This is a genomic window from Tenacibaculum soleae, assembly GCF_001693415.1.
GTDB lineage: Bacteria > Bacteroidota > Bacteroidia > Flavobacteriales > Flavobacteriaceae > Polaribacter > Polaribacter soleae.
In genome coordinates this window covers 1,424,830-1,448,546 of the sequence record NZ_MAKX01000001.1, presented here as the reverse complement: position 1 = coordinate 1,448,546, position 23,717 = coordinate 1,424,830, and the positions used below count along the sequence as shown (strand labels likewise).

Annotated in this window: 27 protein-coding genes and 1 tRNA gene; 4 read left to right on the top strand and 24 right to left on the bottom strand. The window is 31.7% G+C overall.

Translation table 11 applies throughout. The annotated features are described in order from the left end of the window. Window positions 1–75: 75 nt before the first annotated feature. The gene (locus tag BA195_RS06910) at window positions 76–987 is read left to right on the top strand and encodes a lysophospholipid acyltransferase family protein (protein WP_068703733.1); all 912 of its coding nucleotides are present in this window, start codon (window positions 76–78) and stop codon (window positions 985–987) included. Between the two features lie 57 nt (window positions 988–1,044). On the opposite strand, the gene BA195_RS06905 is transcribed toward BA195_RS06910, so the two are convergent. Further along, a tRNA-His gene (locus BA195_RS06905) sits at window positions 1,045–1,120 on the bottom strand. A gap of 55 nt (window positions 1,121–1,175) precedes the next feature. Continuing rightward, window positions 1,176–1,892, bottom strand: a complete 717-nt coding sequence (gene bshB1 / locus BA195_RS06900; RefSeq protein ID WP_068703731.1) for a bacillithiol biosynthesis deacetylase BshB1 — start codon at window positions 1,890–1,892, stop codon at window positions 1,176–1,178. Window positions 1,893–2,011: 119 nt separating this feature from the next. On the opposite strand from bshB1, the gene BA195_RS06895 reads away from it, so the two are divergent. From BA195_RS06895 to BA195_RS06885, 3 genes are read left to right on the top strand one after another with little or no spacing between them, the layout of a single operon-like run. After that, complete coding sequence (locus BA195_RS06895) at window positions 2,012–2,770, top strand: Rossmann-like and DUF2520 domain-containing protein (protein WP_068703729.1); 759 nt, start codon at window positions 2,012–2,014, stop codon at window positions 2,768–2,770. Beyond that, entirely contained in the window at window positions 2,754–3,281 is a 528-nt protein-coding gene (locus tag BA195_RS06890) for a KdsC family phosphatase (protein WP_068703725.1), read from the top strand. The genes BA195_RS06895 and BA195_RS06890 overlap by 17 nt, the downstream gene beginning before the upstream one ends. Window positions 3,282–3,324: 43 nt before the next feature. After that, the gene (locus BA195_RS06885; protein WP_068703723.1) at window positions 3,325–3,744 is read left to right on the top strand and encodes a DUF2147 domain-containing protein; all 420 of its coding nucleotides are present in this window, start codon (window positions 3,325–3,327) and stop codon (window positions 3,742–3,744) included. Window position 3,745: 1 nt separating this feature from the next. Here BA195_RS06885 and BA195_RS06880 read toward each other — a convergent pair whose 3' ends face one another. From BA195_RS06880 to BA195_RS14375, 22 genes are all read right to left on the bottom strand, one after another. Beyond that, the gene (locus BA195_RS06880) at window positions 3,746–4,654 is read right to left on the bottom strand and encodes a PorP/SprF family type IX secretion system membrane protein (protein ID WP_068703721.1); all 909 of its coding nucleotides are present in this window, start codon (window positions 4,652–4,654) and stop codon (window positions 3,746–3,748) included. A 5-nt stretch (window positions 4,655–4,659) separates the two neighbouring features. After that, window positions 4,660–5,856, bottom strand: a complete 1,197-nt coding sequence (locus BA195_RS06875; protein WP_068703719.1) for a T9SS type B sorting domain-containing protein — start codon at window positions 5,854–5,856, stop codon at window positions 4,660–4,662. Window positions 5,857–5,871: 15 nt separating this feature from the next. Next, window positions 5,872–8,748 carry a beta strand repeat-containing protein gene (locus BA195_RS06870; protein ID WP_068703717.1) on the bottom strand — a complete coding sequence of 959 codons (2,877 nt, stop codon included), beginning with the start codon at window positions 8,746–8,748 and terminating at the stop codon, window positions 5,872–5,874. Between the two features lie 1,217 nt (window positions 8,749–9,965). Beyond that, window positions 9,966–10,844 carry a neutral zinc metallopeptidase gene (locus BA195_RS06865; protein ID WP_141677659.1) on the bottom strand — a complete coding sequence of 293 codons (879 nt, stop codon included), beginning with the start codon at window positions 10,842–10,844 and terminating at the stop codon, window positions 9,966–9,968. 1,303 nt (window positions 10,845–12,147) lie between these two features. After that, window positions 12,148–12,810 (bottom strand): hypothetical protein, encoded by a 663-nt coding sequence (locus BA195_RS06860; RefSeq protein WP_068703713.1) that lies wholly within the window; start codon window positions 12,808–12,810, stop codon window positions 12,148–12,150. Then, window positions 12,807–13,265, bottom strand: a complete 459-nt coding sequence (locus BA195_RS06855) for a M23 family metallopeptidase (protein WP_068703711.1) — start codon at window positions 13,263–13,265, stop codon at window positions 12,807–12,809. Before BA195_RS06855 ends, BA195_RS06860 begins: the two co-directional genes overlap by 4 nt. Before the next feature lie 2 nt (window positions 13,266–13,267). Next, window positions 13,268–13,909 carry a hypothetical protein gene (locus tag BA195_RS06850; RefSeq protein WP_068703709.1) on the bottom strand — a complete coding sequence of 214 codons (642 nt, stop codon included), beginning with the start codon at window positions 13,907–13,909 and terminating at the stop codon, window positions 13,268–13,270. Between the two features lie 21 nt (window positions 13,910–13,930). Further along, a complete protein-coding gene (locus tag BA195_RS06845; protein ID WP_068703707.1) occupies window positions 13,931–14,287 on the bottom strand; it encodes a hypothetical protein in 357 nt (118 codons plus the stop codon). 18 nt (window positions 14,288–14,305) lie between these two features. Beyond that, window positions 14,306–15,442: a hypothetical protein gene (locus BA195_RS06840; RefSeq protein WP_068703705.1), complete on the bottom strand. Its 1,137-nt coding sequence runs from the start codon at window positions 15,440–15,442 to the stop codon at window positions 14,306–14,308. A 3-nt stretch (window positions 15,443–15,445) separates the two neighbouring features. Beyond that, window positions 15,446–15,634: a hypothetical protein gene (locus BA195_RS06835; RefSeq protein ID WP_068703703.1), complete on the bottom strand. Its 189-nt coding sequence runs from the start codon at window positions 15,632–15,634 to the stop codon at window positions 15,446–15,448. A 9-nt stretch (window positions 15,635–15,643) separates the two neighbouring features. Beyond that, a complete protein-coding gene (locus tag BA195_RS06830) occupies window positions 15,644–16,141 on the bottom strand; it encodes a hypothetical protein (RefSeq protein WP_068703701.1) in 498 nt (165 codons plus the stop codon). A 5-nt stretch (window positions 16,142–16,146) separates the two neighbouring features. Beyond that, entirely contained in the window at window positions 16,147–16,284 is a 138-nt protein-coding gene (locus BA195_RS14380; RefSeq protein WP_176714961.1) for a hypothetical protein, read from the bottom strand. Further along, window positions 16,274–18,559, bottom strand: a complete 2,286-nt coding sequence (locus BA195_RS06825; RefSeq protein ID WP_068703699.1) for a hypothetical protein — start codon at window positions 18,557–18,559, stop codon at window positions 16,274–16,276. Before BA195_RS06825 ends, BA195_RS14380 begins: the two co-directional genes overlap by 11 nt. Beyond that, window positions 18,559–20,712, bottom strand: a complete 2,154-nt coding sequence (locus tag BA195_RS06820; protein ID WP_068703698.1) for a phage tail length tape measure family protein — start codon at window positions 20,710–20,712, stop codon at window positions 18,559–18,561. The genes BA195_RS06825 and BA195_RS06820 overlap by 1 nt, the downstream gene beginning before the upstream one ends. Then, on the bottom strand, window positions 20,709–21,002 hold the full coding sequence (locus BA195_RS06815; RefSeq protein ID WP_176714960.1) for a hypothetical protein: 294 nt from the start codon (window positions 21,000–21,002) through the stop codon (window positions 20,709–20,711). Before BA195_RS06815 ends, BA195_RS06820 begins: the two co-directional genes overlap by 4 nt. Window positions 21,003–21,064: 62 nt before the next feature. Next, window positions 21,065–21,403, bottom strand: coding sequence for a hypothetical protein (locus BA195_RS06810; protein ID WP_068703696.1), 339 nt, complete (start codon window positions 21,401–21,403; stop codon window positions 21,065–21,067). 2 nt (window positions 21,404–21,405) lie between these two features. After that, window positions 21,406–21,819, bottom strand: coding sequence for a phage tail tube protein (locus tag BA195_RS06805; protein WP_068703694.1), 414 nt, complete (start codon window positions 21,817–21,819; stop codon window positions 21,406–21,408). Window positions 21,820–21,824: 5 nt separating this feature from the next. Then, on the bottom strand, window positions 21,825–22,184 hold the full coding sequence (locus tag BA195_RS06800; RefSeq protein WP_141677658.1) for a hypothetical protein: 360 nt from the start codon (window positions 22,182–22,184) through the stop codon (window positions 21,825–21,827). Then, a complete protein-coding gene (locus BA195_RS06795; protein ID WP_068703691.1) occupies window positions 22,181–22,651 on the bottom strand; it encodes an HK97-gp10 family putative phage morphogenesis protein in 471 nt (156 codons plus the stop codon). Before BA195_RS06795 ends, BA195_RS06800 begins: the two co-directional genes overlap by 4 nt. Beyond that, window positions 22,644–22,982 (bottom strand): phage head completion protein, encoded by a 339-nt coding sequence (locus tag BA195_RS06790; RefSeq protein ID WP_068703689.1) that lies wholly within the window; start codon window positions 22,980–22,982, stop codon window positions 22,644–22,646. Before BA195_RS06790 ends, BA195_RS06795 begins: the two co-directional genes overlap by 8 nt. Continuing rightward, window positions 22,972–23,547 (bottom strand): head-tail connector protein, encoded by a 576-nt coding sequence (locus BA195_RS06785; RefSeq protein WP_068703687.1) that lies wholly within the window; start codon window positions 23,545–23,547, stop codon window positions 22,972–22,974. Before BA195_RS06785 ends, BA195_RS06790 begins: the two co-directional genes overlap by 11 nt. Further along, the gene (locus BA195_RS14375) at window positions 23,547–23,696 is read right to left on the bottom strand and encodes a hypothetical protein (protein WP_176714959.1); all 150 of its coding nucleotides are present in this window, start codon (window positions 23,694–23,696) and stop codon (window positions 23,547–23,549) included. The genes BA195_RS06785 and BA195_RS14375 overlap by 1 nt, the downstream gene beginning before the upstream one ends. Between the last annotated feature and the right edge of the window lie 21 nt (window positions 23,697–23,717).

Here is a 23,717-nt window from a genome sequence, read left to right as displayed (position 1 = left end):
CCACAAACATAATCAAAAGTTAATAAAGTAAATTGTTCGTGATTTAATACGATATTTGCTGAAATTTTTAATTGAATGAAACTGCTTACATTTTTAATTGTTTATCCTTTAATTTGGATTTTATCAATCCTACCCATGAAACTGCTTTATGTAATTTCTGATTTTTTTCGCTTTATTATCTTTAACATAATTGGCTACAGAAAAAAAGTAGTTATTAATAATTTACGATTAGCTTTTCCTAATAAAAACGAGAAAGAGATTAATACACTTTGTAAAAAATTTTTTAAACATTTTGTTGATTTAATTTTCGAAAGTATCAAATCGTTTACTATTTCTAAGAAAGAGATAAAAAAAAGGTACATCTACAAAAACCCTGAGCTAATAAACGAATTAACCAAACAAGGAAAAAGTATTGCGTTAGTAGGTACTCATCAAGCAAACTGGGAATGGGCTTTCGGAATGCCTTTTGATTTAACTATTAATTGCTTTGGCGCGTATACTAAAATTCAGAATCCTTATTTTGAAAAAGTAATAAAATCTTCACGAACCAAATTTGGTTTTGATGGTGTACCTACCGGAATATTTAACAAAACTATTAACAGTAGGGAAGCTCAAAAAATACAGACCTTATATATTTTATTAAGCGATCAATCTCCACAACTACACAAAACACGTTATTGGGCACAATTTTTAAATCAAAAAGTACCTGTACATACTGGCGCTGAAGTTTTAGCTAAAAAACACGATTTAATAGTCGTTAACATGAATACAACTAAAATAAAAAGAGGTTATTTTGAAACAGAATTTGAGTTAATAACAACAACCCCTAAAGAGTACGCTAATTTTGAAATAACCGATAAATTTTTAAAAATAGCAGAAAAAAACATTAACAAACAACCTGAATACTATTTATGGTCTCATAAACGTTTTAAACACATAAATAAATATGATCAATGGTTAAAAACAAAAAAAACTTCTCAAAAATAATTGAGAAGTTTTTTTTCATTTAAATTAAAAAAGTCTTCTCAAATGAGAAGACTTTTAGGGTGGAAGACGGGATTCGAACCCGCGACCCTCGGTACCACAAACCGATACTCTAACCAACTGAGCTACAACCACCATGTAACTTGCGGGTGCAAATATATAACAGTTTCTGATATCTACAAAACTTTTTTTTAAATTAATTTACTTAAATTTTCAACTGCAACGTAACGCTCTGAGGTAAAACCTTCTGCAAAATCTACTCCAATCAATCTACCTAAATCTTTAGCTCTATAACGTACACTTTCTGTAAAATTTTTACTTGTAATTGGTGTTTCAGGTGCATTGCTTTTCGGATTAAAGAACTGAGATGAATATGCTAAAACCGATGCTTCTTTATGATCCATAAAACCTGTTACATCAACAACAAAATCTGGAGCTACATTTTCCCATTGTATATAATGATACACTTGTTTAGGTCTCCATTTTTCTTGAACTATACCATTAATTTCCGTTTCAACCTTTAACAATCCACTTAAAAAACAAGCATCTGAAACCAATTTACTTCCCTTCGGATGATCAATATGACGATCACTAATCGCATTACACAACACTATATCTGGTTTATATTTACGAATCATTTTTATAACTTGTAACTGATGCTCTTTATCATTTTTAAAAAAACCATCTGCAAAACCTAAATTTTCACGAACAGAAACCCCTAAAATATCAGCTGCTTCTGCTGCTTCTTTATCCCGTAACTCTGCCGATCCTCGTGTACCTAATTCACCTCTAGTTAAATCAACTACACCTACTTTTTTACCTAAATGAATTTCTTTGGCAATAGTGCCTGCACAACCCAATTCTACATCATCTGGATGCGCTCCAAACGCCAATATATCTAATTTCATCTTCTATTTATTTTAATAAGCTAATTTACAAAATCAGCATTAAACCTTCTATTCTTTTATATTTTACCTTTTTAATATTAGTTTAATTACTATAATATAAATTCAATATCTTCGTACCTATGATTAGAATTACCATTATTGGTGGCGGAAATGTGGCAACACACTTAATAAAAGCTTTTAATAAAGCAAAAGAAGTATCGTTGTTACAAGTATATGCCAGAAATATTGCGAAAATTGAACATTTTAAAAACATTGTTTCTATTACCAGTAGTTTAGATCTATTGATGGATGCCGATGTTTATATTATCGCCGTTTCTGATGATGCTATAATTGATGTTTCTTCTAAAATTGATAAAAAAAACGCTTTAATTGTACACACCTCTGGTAGTGCTTCATTAAACTCATTAAAAAACAAGGGTAGAAAAGGTGTTTTTTACTTACTGCAAAGTTTTTCTAAAAATAAAGAAATAAATTTTAATGAAATTCCGTTTTGTTTAGAGGCCGAAAACAAGCAAGATTTTAAAATTTTGCAAAAATTAGCAAAAGCAATAGGTAAAAAAACATATGCTATTAATTCTGAACAACGAAAAAAACTACATGTTGCAGCTGTTTTTGTAAACAATTTTACCAATAATATGTATAAAATTGGTGCAGATATTTGTACTGAACATAGTATACCTTTTGAAATTTTACATCCGCTAATTAAGGAAACAGCACATAAAGTTATTACCTTAAATCCTGCTGAAGCACAAACAGGACCTGCAAAGAGAAATGATAAGGAAACAATTCAAAATCATTTGAATTTATTAAATAAACAACAACAAGAAATTTATCAACTTATTACAAAATCAATCCAAGAAAATGGAAAAAAGCTATAAAGAACTATTACCAAAAATTAATACTTTTATTTTTGATGTTGACGGTGTTTTAACGAACGGAATTGTAACCGTTTTTCCTGACGGACAATTAGTACGCCAAATGAATATTAAAGATGGTTATGCTTTAAAAGCAGCAGTAAAAGCTGGGTTTAGGGTTTGTATTATTTCTGGAGGAAAAAACGAAGGCGTTAGAACTCGTTTAGCTAACTTAGGAATTACAGATATTTATTTAGGTGCTCATGATAAAATTAAACAATTTAACGAATTAGTAAGCAAATACGATTTACAACCCGAAAACATTGCTTACATGGGTGATGATATACCTGATTACCCTGTAATGAAATTAGTCGGCATGCCATGTTGCCCAAATGATGCTGTTCGTGAGATTCAACAAGTGTCAAAATATATTTCTGATAAAAATGGTGGTGAAGGTTGTGCTCGTGATGTTATTGAGCAAGTATTACGTGTTCAAAAAAAATGGGACAGTAATTTTGATGCTCAATATGATTAATTTAAATATTTTTAGATATTAACTTTACTAAATCTTTATAATAATGAAAAAAACACTTTTCAGCTTTTTATGTATCATTAGCTTTTCTATCAATGCTCAAACCATTTTTGGAAAGTGGGAAAATAGAGATGAAGAAACCAATAAAGTAGATTCTGTTATTGAGATTTATGAAAAAAACGGAAAGGCTTTTGCTAAAATCATCGAAATTACAGAAAAAGAAAAACAAAACTCCGTATGTGATAAATGTAAAGGTGAACGTAAAAACAAACCTATTTTAGGAATGAATATTTTAACAGGCTTATCTAAAAATAATGATGAATGGAGCGGTGGTAAAATTTTAGATCCTAAAAATGGAAAAATATATAGTTGTTTTATCCAACTAAAAAACAACAACAAACTAAAAGTTAGAGGCTATGTTGGCGCTGCATTATTTGGCAGAACAGTATACTGGTATCGAAAATAAATTAAAAAAATCTATTTAATGTGGGGTTTTCTTGAAAGTTAAAAAGAAGTAAGACCTCATGTGACCCTGAATTAAATCGACTAAAGTTAGAAATAACATGATTATAACCATACCCAACTCTTAAATTATTAGTTGCTTTTAAATTAACAACTCCGCTCCATGAATTATTAAACCTATGTGAAACACCTAATTCAAATTTGTTTTTCCATAATAGGTTCAAAGACATATCTATAAGTATCGGAGAACTATTATTGTACCTTGTCAATATTGATGGCTTTAATTTAAAATACTTTTTTAAATTAAAAACATAGCCTGTAGTTAAAAAACCATTTGTTTTTTGAGAAGCTCTGACAATAATCCCATTTGACCTTTCAAAATGTAATGATTCTAAGATATTAGGTATTGAAAGACCCAAATAAAATCTTTCTAAATAATAAAGCACCCCTATTCCAAAGTTTGGATACGTTTTGTTTACATTTTGATTAAACTTTGGGTCGTTGGGGTCTGTTTGATTTAATTTTAACAACCCTATTTGTTGAAAAGTAGCTCCTGCTTTTAAACCAAATGATAATTTAGATTTTTTTGATGGTTTTATTGTTACAGAAAAATCCGCATAACTATGCGTTTCTGTTACTGGTCCTATTTTATCATGAATTAAAAACAACCCTAATCCTATATTTTCACCAACTTGGCTATGAATAAAAGCATTTATAGATTTTGGTGCTCCATTTACACCTGCCCATTGTGTTTTTGCTAAAAAACCTAAACTAACCCCTTCATTAATACCTACATAAGCAGGGTTAACAACTGACATATTATACATGTATTGAGTGTATTCAGGGGTTTGCTGTGCTATAACTTTAGTTATTAAAAAAAAGCATGAAAGTAATAATACAATATGTATTTTCATTTAATTTATTTATTTAGGTACAACCAACCCTGATAAGCTTTTGTCTTTGAATCATTATAATCAATAACGTACCAATAGGTAGCTACAGGCATTTCTTTTCCTTCTAACGTTCCATCCCACCAATTAGGACTTAAATTTCCATTATTTCTATAATTAAACAATAATTTACCATATTTATCATAAACTTTCATCTTAAAGTTAGGGTAACTATCAACTAAACCGAGAATTTCAAAAGTATCATTAATTCCATCTCCATTTGGAGAAAAAGAATCCGACATATTTGCAACTCTAGCTACTTCTATATTTGACTTACTTGCTAAAGTGAAAATACCATACTCAGAAACGTTTGAAGTAATTTTATTATTACCAACATCAACTACTCCCCCTTCATTAACCCACTTAAAACCATTCCACCTAACAATAATCATATCTGTAGGGTTTGATCTTATAAAATCAGGAGTAGTTACATTATTCCATGTTAATGTTACAGATACATCAAAGTTACCAATCTCTCTATTGATTTCCCAAAATTCATTCATATCAATTAAACCAATAGAAGGCTCTTTGCTATTGTGAGAAAAATCAACATCAGAGTTACTCCAATTAAAAGTTACTAAAAATTGATTATTGATATTATCTGAAGCACTAATTTCTAACGGCCTAGATATAAATGTGTCTAATTTATAATCTCCCACTGGAAATATAAAAGCTGAGTTCCCTTTTTTTCTCGCTTTATTATTTGCATAACTTTGATTGTTTAAATTTTCGTAATCTGAGTTACTTTGAAAACTCAATACTCCTTGTGTTGTATTATGTATAACACCATTTTGAAACAATAAAGTACCATGTATAATTAATTCTTTCTCTAAAGAAAAAGCAAAAGAACTTGTACTGTTATTAAATTCAATATCAAACACATTAGTTAAACCAGATCCACTAATAATCTGCTGCTCATCCCCTACAAAATAAACTCCGCTTATATTATTATTTGAGGTAAAAGTAATATTTCCATTATTAGCTAAATCTTTAAAAAAATAAAGATCCCCATTATTAACCAATTCGCTACCATCATTATTAATAGTATTATCATAAACACTAACCATTGTATTATTTGCTACATAAAAATCCCCTTTATTAATAACTTGAGCTTGTACACTCTTAATTGCATAAATAACTATCAATATCATATAAATCTTTTTCATAACTATATATTTATACTATAATAAACTTTTATTTACAACATACCAGTAATTAGTACCATCTGGATCTAACCCACATTGATAAGTTACAGAAGTATTTGTTCCTACAACAGAAACATTGAGAGCATTTAAAACTGACCCTTTTATTCTATTTCCACCACTCAAAGTGGTAACATTAATACCTAAACTTACCAAACCTGAGGTTCTGTATACTATTGTTATTTTTCGACCAACGTTGCTTATAACAGGATCAGGTAACAAAACAGGAGATAAACTTAAAGATATGAGCGCTGTATTTTGAATGATAACAGTACCATCTGAATCTAAAATTGTTGTAGATGAGGACGGATCAGTTAAAACTCTTATACTATTTAGCCTATTTAAGTTTTCAATTTTTGTAGTGTTATTTGTTACACTTGTTGCTAACGTAGAGTTACTCAAATCAACCGTTGACAGCGATTTAGTTAAACTAATAATATTACCAGTTAAAGACATATCTTGTTCATCATTGTCTACCAGCTCCCAAGTAATACCATCTTTTGTTTTGTATAACTCACCAGTTACTGTATTTGTATATAATTGTCCTGCTATACCTGTTAAAACTCCATTAGGGTTTACTATTCCTGTCAAAGTTCCATCAACACCAGAAGCTCCCACCAAACTTACACCAACTCCCCATGAACCTGATACTTTTGGTCCATAAAACATATTTGTTGATGTGTTTACATAAAAATCTCCATCAACTCCCTCTGTTGTTGGAATAACATTTCCGTTTAGTATTGTTTTTCCTGAAGCTCCTACCAAACTTACACCAACTCCCCATGAACCTGATACTTTTGGCCCATAAAACATATTTGTTGATGTATTTACATAAAAATCTCCATCAACTCCCTCTGTTGTTGGAATCACGTTTCCATTTAGTATTGTTTTTCCTGAAGCACCTACAGCTCCTACCAAACTTACACCAACTCCCCATGAACCTGATACTTTTGGCCCATAAAACATATTTGTTGATGTATTTACATAAAAATCTCCATCAACTCCCTCTGTTGTTGGAATAACATTTCCGTTTAGTATTGTTTTTCCTGAAGCGCCTACAGCTCCCACCAAACTTACACCAACTCCCCATGAACCTGATACTTTTGGTCCATAAAACATATTTGTTGATGTGTTTACATAAAAATCTCCGTCAACTCCCTCTGTTGTTGGAATAACATTTCCGTTTAGTATTGTTTTTCCTGAAGCACCTACAGCTCCAACCAAACTTACACCAACTCCCCATAAACCTGATACTTTTGGTCCATAAAACATATTTGTTGATGTGTTTACATAAAAATCTCCATCAACTCCCTCTGTTGTTGGAATAACATTTCCGTTTAGTATTGTTTTTCCTGAAGCGCCTACAGCTCCCACCAAACTTACACCAACTCCCCATGAACCTGATACTTTTGGTCCATAAAACATATTTGTTGATGTGTTTACATAAAAATCTCCATCAACTCCCTCTGTTGTTGGAATAACATTTCCGTTTAATATTGTTTTTCCTGAAGCACCTACAGCTCCCACCAAACTTACACCAACTCCCCATGAACCTGATACTTTTGGTCCATAAAACATATTTGTTGATGTATTTACATAAAAATCTCCATCAACTCCCTCTGTTGTTGGAATAACATTTCCGTTTAGTATTGTTTTTCCTGAAGCACCTACAGCTCCTACCAAACTTACACCAACTCCCCATGAACCTGATGCTTTTGGCCCATAAAACATATTTGTTGATGTGTTTACATAAAAATCTCCGTCAACTCCTTCTGTTGTTGGAATAACATTTCCGTTTAATATTGTTTTTCCTGAAGCACCTACAGCTCCCACCAAACTTACACCAACTCCCCATTGACCAGCTCTCTTAGGCCCGAAAATTTCATTTGTAGTGGTATTAATGTAAAAATCATTGTCTTCACCTACTCCTCTTCCTGGGTTACCTATTCCGTTTAAAACTGTTTTTCCTTTTTTTCCTACTGGCCCAACTAAACTTGTTCCTAAACCCCATTGACCAGCTCTTTTAGGTCCGAAAATTTCATTTGTAGTGGTATTGATGTAAAAATCATTATCTCCACCTATTCCTCTTCCAGGGTTACCTATTCCGTTTAAAACTGTTTTTCCTTTTTTTCCTGTTGGCCCAACTAAACTTGTTCCTAAACCCCATTGACCAGCTCTTTTAGGTCCGAAAATTTCATTTGTAGTAGTATTAATGTAAAAATCATTGTCTCCACCTACTCCTCTTCCAGGGTTACCTATTCCGTTTAAAACTGTTTTTCCATCCGCTCCATCTACACCTTTTTCTGTGACACTTATCCATATACTTCCATTCGAACTATATAAATTGCCATTATCAACATCAATATACAAATTACCTGACAAAGGATTAATTGCATTAACTATAGGGCTACCCGCTCCAGTTAACACTTCATTTCTATTCAATAATGAAGACAAATCAACAGTTGCTGTACCTCCATTTTCAATTTCTATTGTTAAAATATTAGAATTATTTAAAAAAAAAGACGTTATCGTTTGATTATCAGAGTGCGTTGCTATAATGTTTAAAACCTTATCTATATCAACTAATCTATTCCATTTATTTTCTGCCCAATAATAAAAACCTTTACCTGAAACTGTATTCGTATTATAAACTAATAAACTTTCTTCAACTACTTGGCTAGTTATAGGTGCTGTGGTATTTAAATCATCAATATTAACCCTGGGTATTAATACACCTTTATTATTTGAAGTAATTTCTAATTGGGATGATTCACTAGGTGTTAAAGTTCCTATTCCTACTTGAGAAAATAAGTTTACACTCATCATAAACATTAATAATATAATTTTCTTTTTCATCTGTTATTTTTTTTGGGGGTTAAATATTTTCATCTTTTTTTATTAATAATATATCTAGTTTTTTAACTTAATATCAAAAAACAGAGCCTGCTATCAAATACACTTACTTTTTCTTTTCTCTATAAATATATAAATTACCAAATCAAAAAACAAACAAAAACACTAATAATCAACCTATTAAGAACAAAATAGATTTTATAAGATTGAAAATACTTTTTTCTAGGAATGATGATTTCTCTCAATTCTAACTCTTTTTTAAAACAATATCTCACTTCTTTCAACCTAACGTTTTAATTTTTACATTCACTGTAAATATCATCCGCATCAAAATATTCTGATAAAAAAATTGAAATAAAAAAACTATTAATCTTCCGACTGATTAGATTTATTTGAATATTTGTGATGCTGTTTTGTGTATTAAACTGGCTGTTTACTATCTACAACTAAAATAGTTTAGATTTACAAAACTATTTTTTTATAAACACTTCAGGTAGAGATTTATTAAACTTATCAAAAAGTAAAAGCAAAAAAAGTATTTTTATTTACTGCAACGTTTTGCTATAAATATAATAGAAGTAAATTTTAATGAAGTTCCGTTTTATTTAGAAGTCGAAAAAAAAATGGATTTTTAAATTTTTCAAAAATTAGCGAAATAAATAGGAAAAAAACATATGCTATTAATTCTGAGTAACGAAAAAAATTAAATGTTGCTACTGTTTTTGCAAATAATTTTATCAATACTATGTATCAAATTAGTACTAGTTTTTATACTTAACATAATATATCTTTTGAAATTTCACATCTGCTAATTAAAGAAACAACATATAAAATTATTATCTGAAACCCTGCATAGGCACAAATAAACCCAGTGAATAGAAGTGATAAAAAACAATTTGAAATCATTTAGATTTATTAAATTGTAAGTTCAAGTAATAAGTGCAACAGATAAATTTATCAACTTATTTTAAAACAAATCTAAGAAAAATGAAAAAAGCTGTAAAGAACCATTTTCATAAGTTAACACTTTTATTTTTAATTTAGACGGTGTTTTAACGAACGGTTTACTAGTAGTATAAATCATTATTTTACATTTCATTGACTATCTTCCTTTAAATAAAGGGTATGACTTCATTAAAACCGATTATTGTATAATAAAAAAGAGAGGCATTAAAACCCCTCTTTAAAATCATCAACCTTTTTTATTTTATTTATATTTTTTAGTTATTACCTAACTTAGCATATTCTTCTTCTGAAATTTTACCTGTATAAATATCATTTAACTCTTCTATTTTAGTTAACATAAATTCATGTAATTTTTCATCTATTTTTTTAGGTTTTTGCTCACCACTAGGTCTTAACTTACCTGGAAGAATATAACTATTATAGTAGTAAAAAAAGTTATAATCAAGGTTTGCGTTTGATAAAGCTCCGTTATTTGCTAATAACCATCCTAACCTTACTGAAGAACGTCTTTGTGCAGCTGTACCATGAGAAGACCCATTAGCCCCTGCTATAGATTGCGCAAAGTTATACGCAGGAATAACGTCAGACCAATTAGTGGTATAACTTCTTCTTAAAAAATATCCTGCAAAACCGTCAGCTTCTAATTCTGTATTAGAAGCACCTGTTACAGAAGGGTATCCTTGTCTAAACTGAATTTGATGTGCTACTTCATGTGCTACAATATATGCTACCGCAGATCTTCCGTAATTTAATGCACCGCTTAACATTTCTTCACCCCAAATAATATAATTGTTTGGAGGCCCATAAGAAAGCGCATTAAATGTACCACTTCCTGCAGCAAAGTAAAGAGGAACATTAGCTATTCCAAAAAGGTTTGACGCTTTATTATTTTGTTGTTTTAAAAAATTTGTTTCACTTGCGTTTACAAGCGTATTTGACCAATAAGAATTAGGTCCAAATTGAGATACCGTTGCACAGTTATGCGTTGTATTATGACTACCTAACTCACTTGGTAAAATACCTGATTCTGGAGCAATAGCATTTAAACTTAAGTCTTTTTCTACTTCTTGTTTATCACAACTTTGTAACGAAACCAAAATGGCTAACGTTATTAATTTAATAAATTGTTTCATTGTTTTCATTATTTGAAGGGTTTGAAGGTTGATTTTGTATTAAACGTCTATAATTATATATTATTGTTTACATCAAAATAAAAAAAACAACAAACCTAATTTATTAACAAAAAAAACAGAAATTTCATAAAAAAAACATCTTTAAACTACACAATAATTAATTATACGTATTTATATAAAACGTTACGCTTTTTGTTCACATTGTTTAATTGTATATTTAAAACAAAAACTATGCTTAAAAGAACCTTATTTTTTACAAATAAATGCTCGTTAACTACCAAAAATGAATAATTACTAATTAAAACACCTATAAAAACGACTACCGTACCTATTGAAGATATTGTTTTTTTGGTAATTGAAAATCAAGAATTGTATATCTCAATTCCAACAATATCAAAACTAAGTAATAACAACGTAAGTGTAATTTTTTGCAACAACAAACACATGCCTCAAAGCATGCTTTTAAATTTAGAAAGTCATCATATACAACATCAACATTTTAAAATCAAATTAATGCTTCTGAGCCTTTAAAAAAACAACTATGGCAACAAATTATAAAAGCTAAAATTAATAATCAGGCTGCGGTTTTAGAAATTTTAAACAAAAACAATAATCCTTTAAAATATTATGCTTCTAAAGTTTTAAGTGGTGATACTGATAATAGAGAAGCTGTTGCGGCAGCTTATTATTGGAAACATATTTTTGATTTTAAAAGAGAACGTAACGGAAACTACCTTAATTTTTTTTTAAACTACGAATGCTTCAAGTAAAGCTATTACATCTTTACAAGAAGCATTTTTTATTCACGATACATCACTTTAAAAACATGATAATTAGAAGTTAACAGCACAACTAATATCGTTTTTTCTAATTTTTAATCTTATCACAATAAGGTTATATGCCGTAGATGAAAATCTTAAGTCCTGCTTCGGTAGGACTTTTTTTTATAAAAATATAATCTTGTAAAACTGCATTAAACTTGTTATTGTTAAATTTTAAAGATTAAAGGGTGTACCTGATGTATAAATAGGGTGCCTAAAAGTGTACCTTAAAAGATGTTATTTGATTAATAAGTTGTTGTAATTAAATAATAAAGAAAGACTATAAAAAGAAGCTACAAGCATTACAAAACATAAGAAAACAAAAAAGCCTCACTAATTAAAGTGAAGCTTTAAGTGAGCCCGATAGGATTCGAACCTATGACCGCCTCCTTAGAAGGAACTTTTAAAACAACAAAAGAAAACCAACAAACAAAAAGGAAAACACCTTTTAAGGTTTTAAAATATCACAAAAATATCACAAATTAAAAAGACCACCAATTATAACCTATACCAACGCCAAAATGAATTTCGGCTTTTGTGTTTATGAAAATTGACGAATTTAAACTCCATTTCTTTGGTTTTGGTAAAAAACTAAAATTATCAAAGCCCGATACTCTTAACGCATCTGTTGAGCTTGTTATTTCTGTTTGCAGTTGGTTATCAAATAAGGCTGTTGGCTTAATACCTGTAAATGATGTTACTGCTGCTTTTGCTCTAAAATCTATTTGTAAGCCATTTTGGTTGGCAATTCCTTTTAAAGCATAGTCTTTTGTAAGTTTTTCGAATGTGCGTTCGAAATTATAAGGTACTGGCTTGTTAAACAATACATCAACACTATCTAATACAAAATCTAGTTTAATATGTAAAGCATTATACTTTTTGCGCCAACCTTTTGCAGCTTCTTTAAACTGATCTGATTCTTTAGTTTTTTCTGATAAGTAAACTTCTAGTTGCTCAGCCGTACCTTTGTAGGTGAGTTTTTCGGCTACTCCTAAACCAATTGCATTAATATAATATTCAATTGTATCTGCTTTCGCTAATTCGTTGTTTTTTAGCGTGGTTTTAAACTGTGCAGTTTCTTCGCACTGATTAAACAGCAATACCGATAATATAATTATAAGCGTTATTTGTATTGTGTTTTTCATATCAAATAAGGTTTAGGATCAACTAATTTGCCGTTTTTCCAAATTTGCACGTGTAAATGATTAATCATTTTTACTAATTTTTTACGCTCCGATTTTTTAAGTAGTTTGTTTTTTTTAGCTCTTTTAGCATTATGATATTTGGCAATATCCATAGCGTAGCCAACTCTTTGTCCAGCGCAAACTGTTTGCCCAACTTTTAAATTAGCATGTTCTAAGTACATTAACCAAACTCGATAAGTATCATTTGTGACTTCCACATATCTAAATTGCAACGCATTTTTGTAAGCATACCCTATTTTTGTCACTACACCATCAATCATAGAAACTACACTTTCGCCAGGAACAGAAATTATATCATGTCCTTTGTGTTTGCGTGTTCCTCTTTTCGCTCCAAAATGCCCAAAACCTGTTGGATCGTTTCCTCTGTCAATTATTTTTTTTAATGGTAGATGCATAGTTAATTTGCTATTTTATTAATTATACTCCTGTAAGTGGTGCTTACTTTAATATCTATTTCTGTCAACTCAATAGAATTAAAGCTAACATCATTATCTGTAGCTATACTCATATACACAACAGCATCATCTTCTTCTGTTAAATGATATCTCTTTACAAATTTTAAATAAGAAAATGTTATTTGCTCTTTAAAATATATGTTTTTCAACAAGCCACTCCTTAGCTTCATTGTTTCAACCAATAAACTACCTTCCTTTTCTAACTCATGAAGCGTATGCAAATATGGCTCATCTATTTCAACTCCTTTAAATTCCTGATCTATTTGCATGCCATCGTCTTTTTCTCCAAATAACGCATATACTTTTTTAGGCTCTACTTTTCCGTTAATAGCTACAAATACTATCACTCTAGTCGCTTTTGTGTTATTAAATAAAACTTTTGTTACAACTTCTAAAGAGCTGTAAAGCTTCATTTTCATTAAGTTAGACAATAAGCCGATATTAAAGCCTGACGCTGTTTTATCTTGCTTTAACGCTGTTATTTCGTCTTTCTGCTTCTTATCTTTTCGATCGGTTGCGTACTTGTAAAAACCAAACAAAACAGGCGCTAAAACCCCTGATAGCTGTAAAATATTCTCAATCATTTAAAAGGAATGGCTTAAATATTATTTTAATTGTTTGTTTTTTAGAACAGGAGTTCTATTTTGATGCAATTTGTACTGAATTACAGTACTTATAATAATCATATAAACCACAAAATCGGTAGTTTCAGGTAAATCAAAATTCATTTTTTGGCGCAAAACCTGAATTAAATAATCTCCTAACCTTAACGCCACCAACGACCAAAACAGTCCTTTAACGACATCAATAAGGTTGTCATTTAACCAAAATTTAAGGTTGAATTTTTCCTTACTTGGTAAATAATACAGTTTTATTGCTATAATTCCTTGCAAGCTCCAAAACATACCTGCTAACCAAACTTCTACTGACTGACTTCCTAATATTTGTTTTAATAATTCCATTTTTTAGGTGTTTTACAATTATTTTATCAAAATATAAGTATCACCATATACACGAATTAACGTCGCGCTTTGACCGATACTATCCTCATCACCAATTGCCAACGAAGTAGATCTACCGTTTGCAATTACATCTATAACAACACCACTACCCGCCACAAAATTAACAGCCTGACTTGTCGTACTAATTAACCACTTTCTATTTGTCACACCTGCAGGAATAGTTAAGGTTGCCGCTGAACCAAAACTTCCATGAAGATAACTCCCTTTAGCATCACTTAAAGTACCAAAAGTACTGCTCATTGTCATGGCTGGCTCAAAATCGGCAGGTGTTTTACCATTCCAAGCACCGATAAAATCATTTGCTGTTGCTGAACCAGTTTGTGTTGAGTTTCCTCCGCTATCAACACCCCATTTAGCTTGTGTAGTACCCGCATAATACCTAAGTAAACCACTTCCGTTTCCAGCGCCATATCCAAAACTGAAATTCCCTGTTCCGTTACCTAAAAAACCTAAAGAAGCGTTTAACCCTGTTACACGAAGTCCTTGATTTTCAAGTATTATATTTTCATTTTGAAAGTTAGTAGCTTTTAAACTCCCAGTCATGGTATCGCCAGACTTTTTAACAAAATTATCATCAACAGCCTTAGTAGTTGGATAACTTATATTATTAGGACTTATAAAATTTGGCGACTTGTTTATAGTTTCTTCTTTTTGAGCCAAACTTATACTAATGTCTTCTGTTAAACCATTTAAAAGCTGAAACTCTTCGTTCGACACCGAACCATCAGCAATTTTACTAGCATTGATATTGCTTGGCAAAGTTGTTAAATACCCATTATTAGCTGTAAAAGCATCTACTTGCGCTTCTGACAACTGCGTGTTAGTATCAACCGTGTGGTCGCCAATTGCGTAGTTTGCTAGTAAACTACTCATTTCGTTTCGGGTGAAATAATCACTTAAATCTACTTCTACCCCTTGTAAAAAAACAGACCTTGGAATTTTACGAACTTCATCATTTGGTGCTATAACCAGTAAACTGTCTGATACTACACCTGTGATAACGTTTTTAAGTTTAACCTTGGTGTTATGCACCGTGGTTTGAGCAAATGTTAAAACTGTAAATAGTAATGCTAAAAATGTTATTTTTTGTTTCATAATTTATTCTTTTTCAAATGTTAAAAATGGTGTTTCGGTTGATGTTGTTGTGTTGTACTTTACAACAACATCTCCTGTTTCTTTAAGCTCGACACAAGCAGTTAAATTTGGATTATCTGCATGTGTAAGCGTAATTTTGTGCGGTTGAATTTGCTTCTCTAACGCCGCAACTCTCTCTGTTAATGTTGACATATATTTGTTTTAAATTAATGGTATACCTTCTATTGGGTTTATCACGTTCCATGCCGCCCTATCATCTGCACTTTTGGTAGCATCTATACACATTGCCATTTGCCAAACTTCTGTTGCGCTCCATTGCACGTTATATACAATATCGTTGTTTTGGCGTATTCCTTTTTTTGATGGATCGGTGTTGTTTGTGTGCTTGTGTAAAACATAATCCCTATCTTTTATTTTCACATAACTACCAAAATCAGGAACACCAACCAGATCACTATATAAGCCACTAAAACGACCACCTACCAACGAATTTAAAGCCGCAACAAACGACCCTTTTTCGGTTGTTAATAAATTTTGTAACAAAGCCTGTATATTTTCATCAACATTGCCATCCCAAATTTGAGCACCAAACAAAACCGTAATTATTTCTTTAAAATTGTCGTTTATTTTAGCACCACCAATACGAATTTTATCTCCGTTATTTGCATTTGCCGCGCTCCCTAAATTTATTTTTTTCATGGTTTTTAAAATTTATCAAACTTTATCTGCTCGCTATCAAATGATTTTTGCTCACTATCAAATCTTATTTCTTGCACCGGCAAAACAACACCTACCTGCTGCCTAACTTTTATAATTAATTGATGCGCTACATTATTCTTCATAATCAGTTACATTTTCATTTATCAACTCTACCAAATCAACTGCGGTTTGACCCTCTGTTAAATTAATATCTATAGTTACTGGCATTAAAACTCGGCTTTCTTTAAAATTAAAATCCACCATATCTAAAGGAAACACTATTTTTTTAGCAGTACCCTGTAACTTTAAATTATAACGATGCAAGCTGTCATGGTATATTTGCCCTAAATTTTTATGATATTTTTGATTATCAGAAAAACCAACACGCGACCACTTATCATACAAATAACTATTATAACTAGCCGCTGCCGTTTTTGCAGGTATTTTTACAAACAATTTATCACCTTCCTGTAAATAATAATCAGAATTAACAATACCACCTTCAAAATAAATTTGCCAAAAAAGCAAAAAACCATCATCCTGAATAATCGCTGAAGATTTAAACGGAATTAACTCACCAACTCCATTCTTTTGAACAAAAAAGGTACCTGGTTTTAAAAATGTTTCTTCAAAATAATCTGCTAAATTTAAATCTGTTAATGCTTGTATCGAAAAATTAGGATATTCGAAGTATGGCACTTTTAAAAAATTTACAATAGTCGCTTCTAACAATCTTTCTGGCTCCGATAAATCTACCTCAAATGACTGTTTAGGATTCACCAAAAAACTACGATTTGTCAACGCCATTTCATCAGATCCATGAAAAACAGCAACATCATTTTGCGTTGTAAAATCGATTGCCCTTTTTAAAACTACTTCTTCATTAGAATTTCCTTTTACAGAAAAATTTATTTTTTGAAAACGAACTGAAAAAGTAATTTGACGCTGAGATACTATAGGAAACAAACGCAAACCAAAATAACCCGATTTATTCACTTTATTTCTTTCTAATTTTAATTTACCTTTTATATATTCCGCAAAATCATCTTCTGAGCTGTAATCTAATTTTAAGTTATAATCTTCATGCATCACTCCAAAACGCGGAATGTTAGACAAATAAACTTCACGATCACCTCCTTTTGCTTTCGTGTAATACAATTCGTAATAAAATAAATTACCTATTTCTTCTTCATTTTCATAAATATTTTTGAACTCATCTTTTGCTACTAAATAATTTTTTGAGCTTATACCAACTTCAATCTCAAAAGTAACTTCACGCCCTTTTTCAACAAAAACTTCTTCTGTTAACTCGATGTAATTTTGCTGTATATCTTCAAAATCATTTACACGCCCTTCTATTCGTAAATAAAAATCAGAAGGCCTTAAATAAAAATTAGGATCAGGCTCTGCCGTTGGCTGCGTGTTATACAAATCAAACTCAAATTGTTCAGGTGTAATATGCCCTAAATTTAAATCCCAACCTTTACGTAAAGTAGCAGACGTATTAAAAGAATCTGCAAAGTGTTTTGTAAAATGATACGGTAACGGATCAGGAAACGCATCAAAATAAAACTCGCTCACCTCTAAAGGAAATAAATTATCACGCTCTTCTTTTTCCCAATCAACCACCATTTGTTGTATTGGTGGATTTAAATCGATATTTAAACCTGCTAAAAATTTTGGCGAAATACTATTTCTGTAGTAATCAGAACTACCAATTAAAACACCATTTTTATTGTAATTTTCTAAAAATAAAACACCATCTGCAAATCTATTAATACCAACAAACCACCACTTTTGCTCATATTGAAACAATTTTAAACCCATTGAAGTTACCAGCGCTTCTAAAATATCGTATGTTGACATCTTTTTACCATCATCTTGATAACAGGCTGTATTGATTTCTATTTCATCGGTTTTTAATTGCTGCAAAAATTCGTTTTTAATCGCTGGCGATATTACAATCGGCAACTCTAAACCTGTTTGCAACAAACAAGCTGCCAATATTGTTGGTATCGGCTTAATTTCTTTATAAAAATCTGCTGATAACTCTTTATTTTTTAAACGCGCAATACCATCTGTAGCCATAAATTCTACAAAGAACGAAGCACCCTTATATGGTTCACTAAACTGCTCTGGCAATAAGAAACCTACCCAAATTACTTCATTACTTTCTGCATCTTCTAAAACAACTTTGTAACGTGTTTCTGAACCTGTAAACAAATGAAAAAAACGACCATCCAATTTATTATCTACCAATAAATTAAACTGCAACTCGCTGGTAAAAAAAACATCAAATCTATCATCCTGACCATTATAAACCAAATGCGGAGCTTCTATCTGTGTATTTTCTATAATTAACGGACGATTGTTTTCGTGCGTATCAATTACCTTTATATTTAATTGCGTTATTGCCATTATTTACGTCGTTGTTTTTTCGTATTATATTTATCTAAAACAAACTGTAATTTACCCGCATCGGCAGTAATTTGGCCACCCAAAACAACTTCTAACATTTGACTTGCTGGCGATATCATGTTGTTTAAATTACGTTGTTGGCTAGTGTTTAAAATCATTTCACCACTATTTACACGCGCAAAAAGTTTATCACCTATTGGCGAGTTACCACCCACAACACCACCATTTGCAAATGCACCAGCATCGTTACCACCACCTGAAAATTGCGAAGCAATACCGGAAATAATAGCACCCACAGCAACCAAAGCAACACCTGCTGCAATTGCAGTAAACGGATTTGAAAAAGCTGCTTTTATAGCAATCATACCAATACCAATTGCAATTGCCGCTTCACCTAATTGCGTTGCTAAATCACCAATTGTTTGCAGTAACAAACCAGCAATATCTCCCATTGAAACAGTACCAGACATTAGGCCACCAATTATTTCGCCAAAATTAGAAGCGAAATTATTTGCAGCACCTGTTAAAATATCTGATGTTTGCCCTGAAAAATCAATTAATTTATCTTGAACACTATTTAAAGAAGTATCTAAAGCTTCGCCTTCTGCCGAAATTCCTTTAGACAACCCTAAATCTAAATTTTGCGTAATTCTACCATCTTTACCACGTTGCCCAGCTAAAGAGTCTGTTGCTTTTTTACGACCTGTCGCACCGCCTAATTTTGTAGGCACAACAACAGGCGAAATATCTTTTATTTTATCAACAACACCACTTACATCAACATTATTTTTACTTAATGTAATTTTACCTCTCTTACCTATATTATCTAAAGCGGTATTTACATTATCAGTAACATCAACCATTAAATTACCCCAATTATCTTTAACATCTTTCGCTAAAGACAACATACCATTAGCAGTATCGTTTTTATACTGCTCGAATATTTTTGGAATTTCTTTAAAATTACCTGTTAACGCTGCTTTCATTACAGCACCGATTAACTTAAATTTTGTAGAAAAATCGGTTGCTAAAGCAGATAAATAATCACCTATTGATGTAAACACAAACTTTGCAGCCGCCCACATATTTTTAAACACCAAAACCACACCTTCTACCGCTACACGAAAAACCGTGCTTTCGTTGTATAAATCGACAAAGTAGTTAGCAATATCAACTAAGGTTTGTTTTATTGGCTCCCAATATTTGTAAATAACCACACCAATACCTGCCAACGCAGCCACGACCAAACCAACTGGCGACAACACCAAACCTAAACCTGTAACAATTGCAGGCAAAACAGTACCTGCCAAAACTAACATTGGCCCTATTGCCGCAGCAACACCGCCAAGTACTACTATAAACTTTTTTGTTGCTGGTGATAACGACTGGAAACCCGATGCAATATTTTTAACACTAGCCACAAAAGGCAATAATGCCTCGCCAATTATTTTACCAAAATCTTCGGTTAAATCGCCAATTGTATTAGACAATTGTTTAAATGGTCCTAAACCTGCTTTTGCAGCAGCTTCTGCAGAACCACCGTATTGTTTTGCCAACTCATCTAAAATAATAGTTTGCGCATCGGCTAAACGATTGGTTTCTACCAACGATTTAATTACCGTTTTCTGTTCTGTAGAAAACTGAATACCTGAACGACTTAACGCTGATAAATTAGCAACAGGATCGTTTAACGCCTTACCTAACTGTATAGAGCTGCTTTTTAAATCGGTACCTAATTTTGCAGACAAATCTAAAGCTGCCAATTGCGTTCTTTTAAACTGCTCGCCTGCTATGTTTGTAAAGGTCAATAATTGCGTTGTTACACCTTGCAAAATATCTTCATCACCAAACAATGAACTGTTTTGCAAATCGGATGCCATTTTTTGCAATTCGGCAGAAACAAAACCAACAGAACCTCCTGTTGTTTTTAAACCATTTTCTACCTGTGCAATTGCTTTTTCTTGTTTGTCCCAATTTTTTAAAGCCACCGCAGAAAATGCAACCAAAGGAGCTGTTAAACCAACAGACAACCCTTTACCAACAGATTGCATGCGCTTACCAACTTTTTGAATAGATCGGTTTGCGTTTTGAATTTTATCAGAAAACTGCTTTAAATCAGCAGTAAATTTTATGTTAACGTTTGCTAAACTCACTTTTTTGGTTTGTTTTTCTGATTATCTATTTCCTGCCAATACGCTTCTAACTCGGCACGTGTTTTTGGTTTTTGATCTTCTTGCTGTATTTCTTTTTCCCACGGAAACGGCAATACATCTGTTACCTTTAATGTTTTTCCTTTTTGCTGATACGGTAATAAAACCGTATGCATTATCATGCGCGTTTGCTCCCAACTTTGCTTTGTAGCTTCTTGTTGTTTTTTATTATATCCGATTGTTAAATTTGCAAATTGGCGCGGTGTTAAACTGTAAAAATAATTTACAGCCAAACCCATTTCACCCAATGCAACCTGCTCTAAATCGTCAAACGTAGGACTAAACGCAGGTTTTTTTAACCCTTCTTCGACTTTCCCGCGTTAACTGGCATTGAATCAGAAAAAGAAACCATTATTTCCTGTAAACAATCAGGGTTTTTTAAAAATATATGATCCGCAATTTCAGAAGATGATACATTAGCTTTTGCATCGGCATTTAAAACACCTGCCATTACTAAATCTACCAACACATCCATCTGCTCTAACGTTGGCTCTTCACCTTCTTTAAAATTTAGTTTTGAAAAGATTTTATCTAAATCTGATAATCTTTTTAACTTGTACTTTTTGGCTAAAATGCGCAATGCACCGTAGCCAAAAAGTAGTTGTATTTTCTGTTTTTTAAGTTGTATAATCATAATTAAGCTACTTCACCAATTACAGGCACCCCAACACCTTTTAAAGAATAATCGAACTTTACATACTCCTTGTTGTTTGATGTAATATTTACACCTTCGATATATGCAGATCCTGAAATAGTTAAATTACCAGACACATCATCTGTTAACTCTATTTGCACCAATTGTTTACCAATTTGCGACGTTAACATTTCTTTAATATCAACCTGCGCATCTCCTGTTGAATTAGACGCGACCGCATTACTACTCATTGACCAAGTAATATCTGAAGCGCTAAACTCCTTACCCTCGATATCTTTTGTTGCAATTTCTTCAAACTCGGTGTTTGATGAAAAACTACATTCCACCTCATGCATTACTGTTTTCGTACCTATTTTGATACGCATGTTTCCTTTATAATCTAAACCTGCTGCCATTTTACTTATTTTAAAATGTTAAATATTAATTCTGTATAAATTTGCCCTTGCTCGTTAAATTGCGGTTCGCCACCAACAAAGCGGTATTTTCTATATTCTAACAAACCAATTATTACTGCATCAGCAATTTGCACCGCTGTATTGTATGTTGTTGCCCAACATGTTACCACAAGCTGCCATTCTTGCGCATAATCTTTTGTAGCCAATCCGTTGTTTTTAACACGATACACCACTAAATTATCACCATCTTCAGCCTCTGCCATTAATGGCCTTACACCATCAACACCTTTTGATAACAAAGCTGTTAAATTGGTTACCGACCTTAAATCTGTATTTACTTGTGTTGAGAATTCTGTAAACATCATTTTGATAGCCTATTAATTTGTTTTTGTATATACCTAGCTACTTTTTTTTCTGCATCAGAAGTAACTAAACCTTTTGTTTGCTGATACGCTTTGTCGATAAAAGGATTTGATTTTATTTTTTTTGTTCCCTTTATTACAAACTGCCTTAAATACCAACCATCGGCACGCTTTACGCTGCGCGGACTTACATAAACTGTTGGGTTTTTAGCACGCCGCATGGTTTTTTTTCCAATACTTTTTCGCCCTGTTCCTGGTGTTACATAAGTACCAAACCTTTGCCCCTTGCGTTTTTGCAAATGCGTTTTCTTACTAACTGGCGCTAATTGCTTTGCCGCCTTTACTGTTGGGTTTGCTACTTTACCTAAAATTTTAAGAACTTCTTTACGCTTATCTTTATCGTTACCCAATTTTTTAAGCTTTGTTTGAAGCTCTTTAAAACCTTGAATTTCTACTAAAGATTTACTCACTACGTATGGCGTTTATTTGTAAATATCTTTTTGGAATTTTAGAAATTACCGATACAATATTGTACTTAAAACCATCGGTATCTTCAATCTGCATTCCGTTTATTTGCCCTTTTATAAAATTTTTGTTGTAACGAACCACAAAACCTACATCGAACAAAAAGCGTATTTTACCATCTTCATCTTCTGATCCTTTAACATCGAACTGGTTAGCATAACAACTTGCAAATATTTGCGCCGTTTTTACCGGTTCACCTGTTGGCGATGATGTTGTTATTTCTTCAATTATTTTGATGCGCGTTTTTAATTCGCCTGGATAAAATTTAGATTTCATTTACTTTATAATATCTATGCTTGTGCAATAAATTATCAACTGCCGTTTGTTTTTCCTGTACAAAATTCATTCGTTTTTCATACATATCTGTAACTAACATTAAAAGAGCTGCTTTTATATCCTTCGGAATTTTACCTGCAGGATAACCAACCAAAACTGTTAATGTTACTGCATTTGGTGTTAACTTTTTTACTGTTGGCAATTCTGATTCGTTTATAAAACAGATTTTATTTTCGTACGCATCAACTTCATCTAACGAATACAAGTCATCTGATAAGATTTGTGTATTTCCCGCTTCATCTACGTACTCAATTTTATCAATTGCTGTAATTTTCTGTTTAGAAAACTGCAACACATCACTAAAAGACTTCCCTGTAACCGCATATTTACGTTCTTGAATAGCACAATAAATTTTGCTCTCGGCAATTGCTACCGATGCATCAATATAATCTTGCAACAAATCATCTTCATCAGTATAATCTGCTTCAATTCTACATTGTTTTTTTGCCTTTGCCAATGTTATTATTGGATCTGGTGTGTGTGCTATTTCTGTAAATCGTGCCATTACTTTACTTCTTTTGCGTATTTACTTTCTATTAATTCATCTGCTAACGCTAAAGGATATGAAACCACATCACCTACATTATCAGATAACAAATACTTACCAGACACCGGTAATAGTATTTTTACTTTTTTTGTTTTAGATTTTGCCATTACTATTTTTTTTAAAAATTT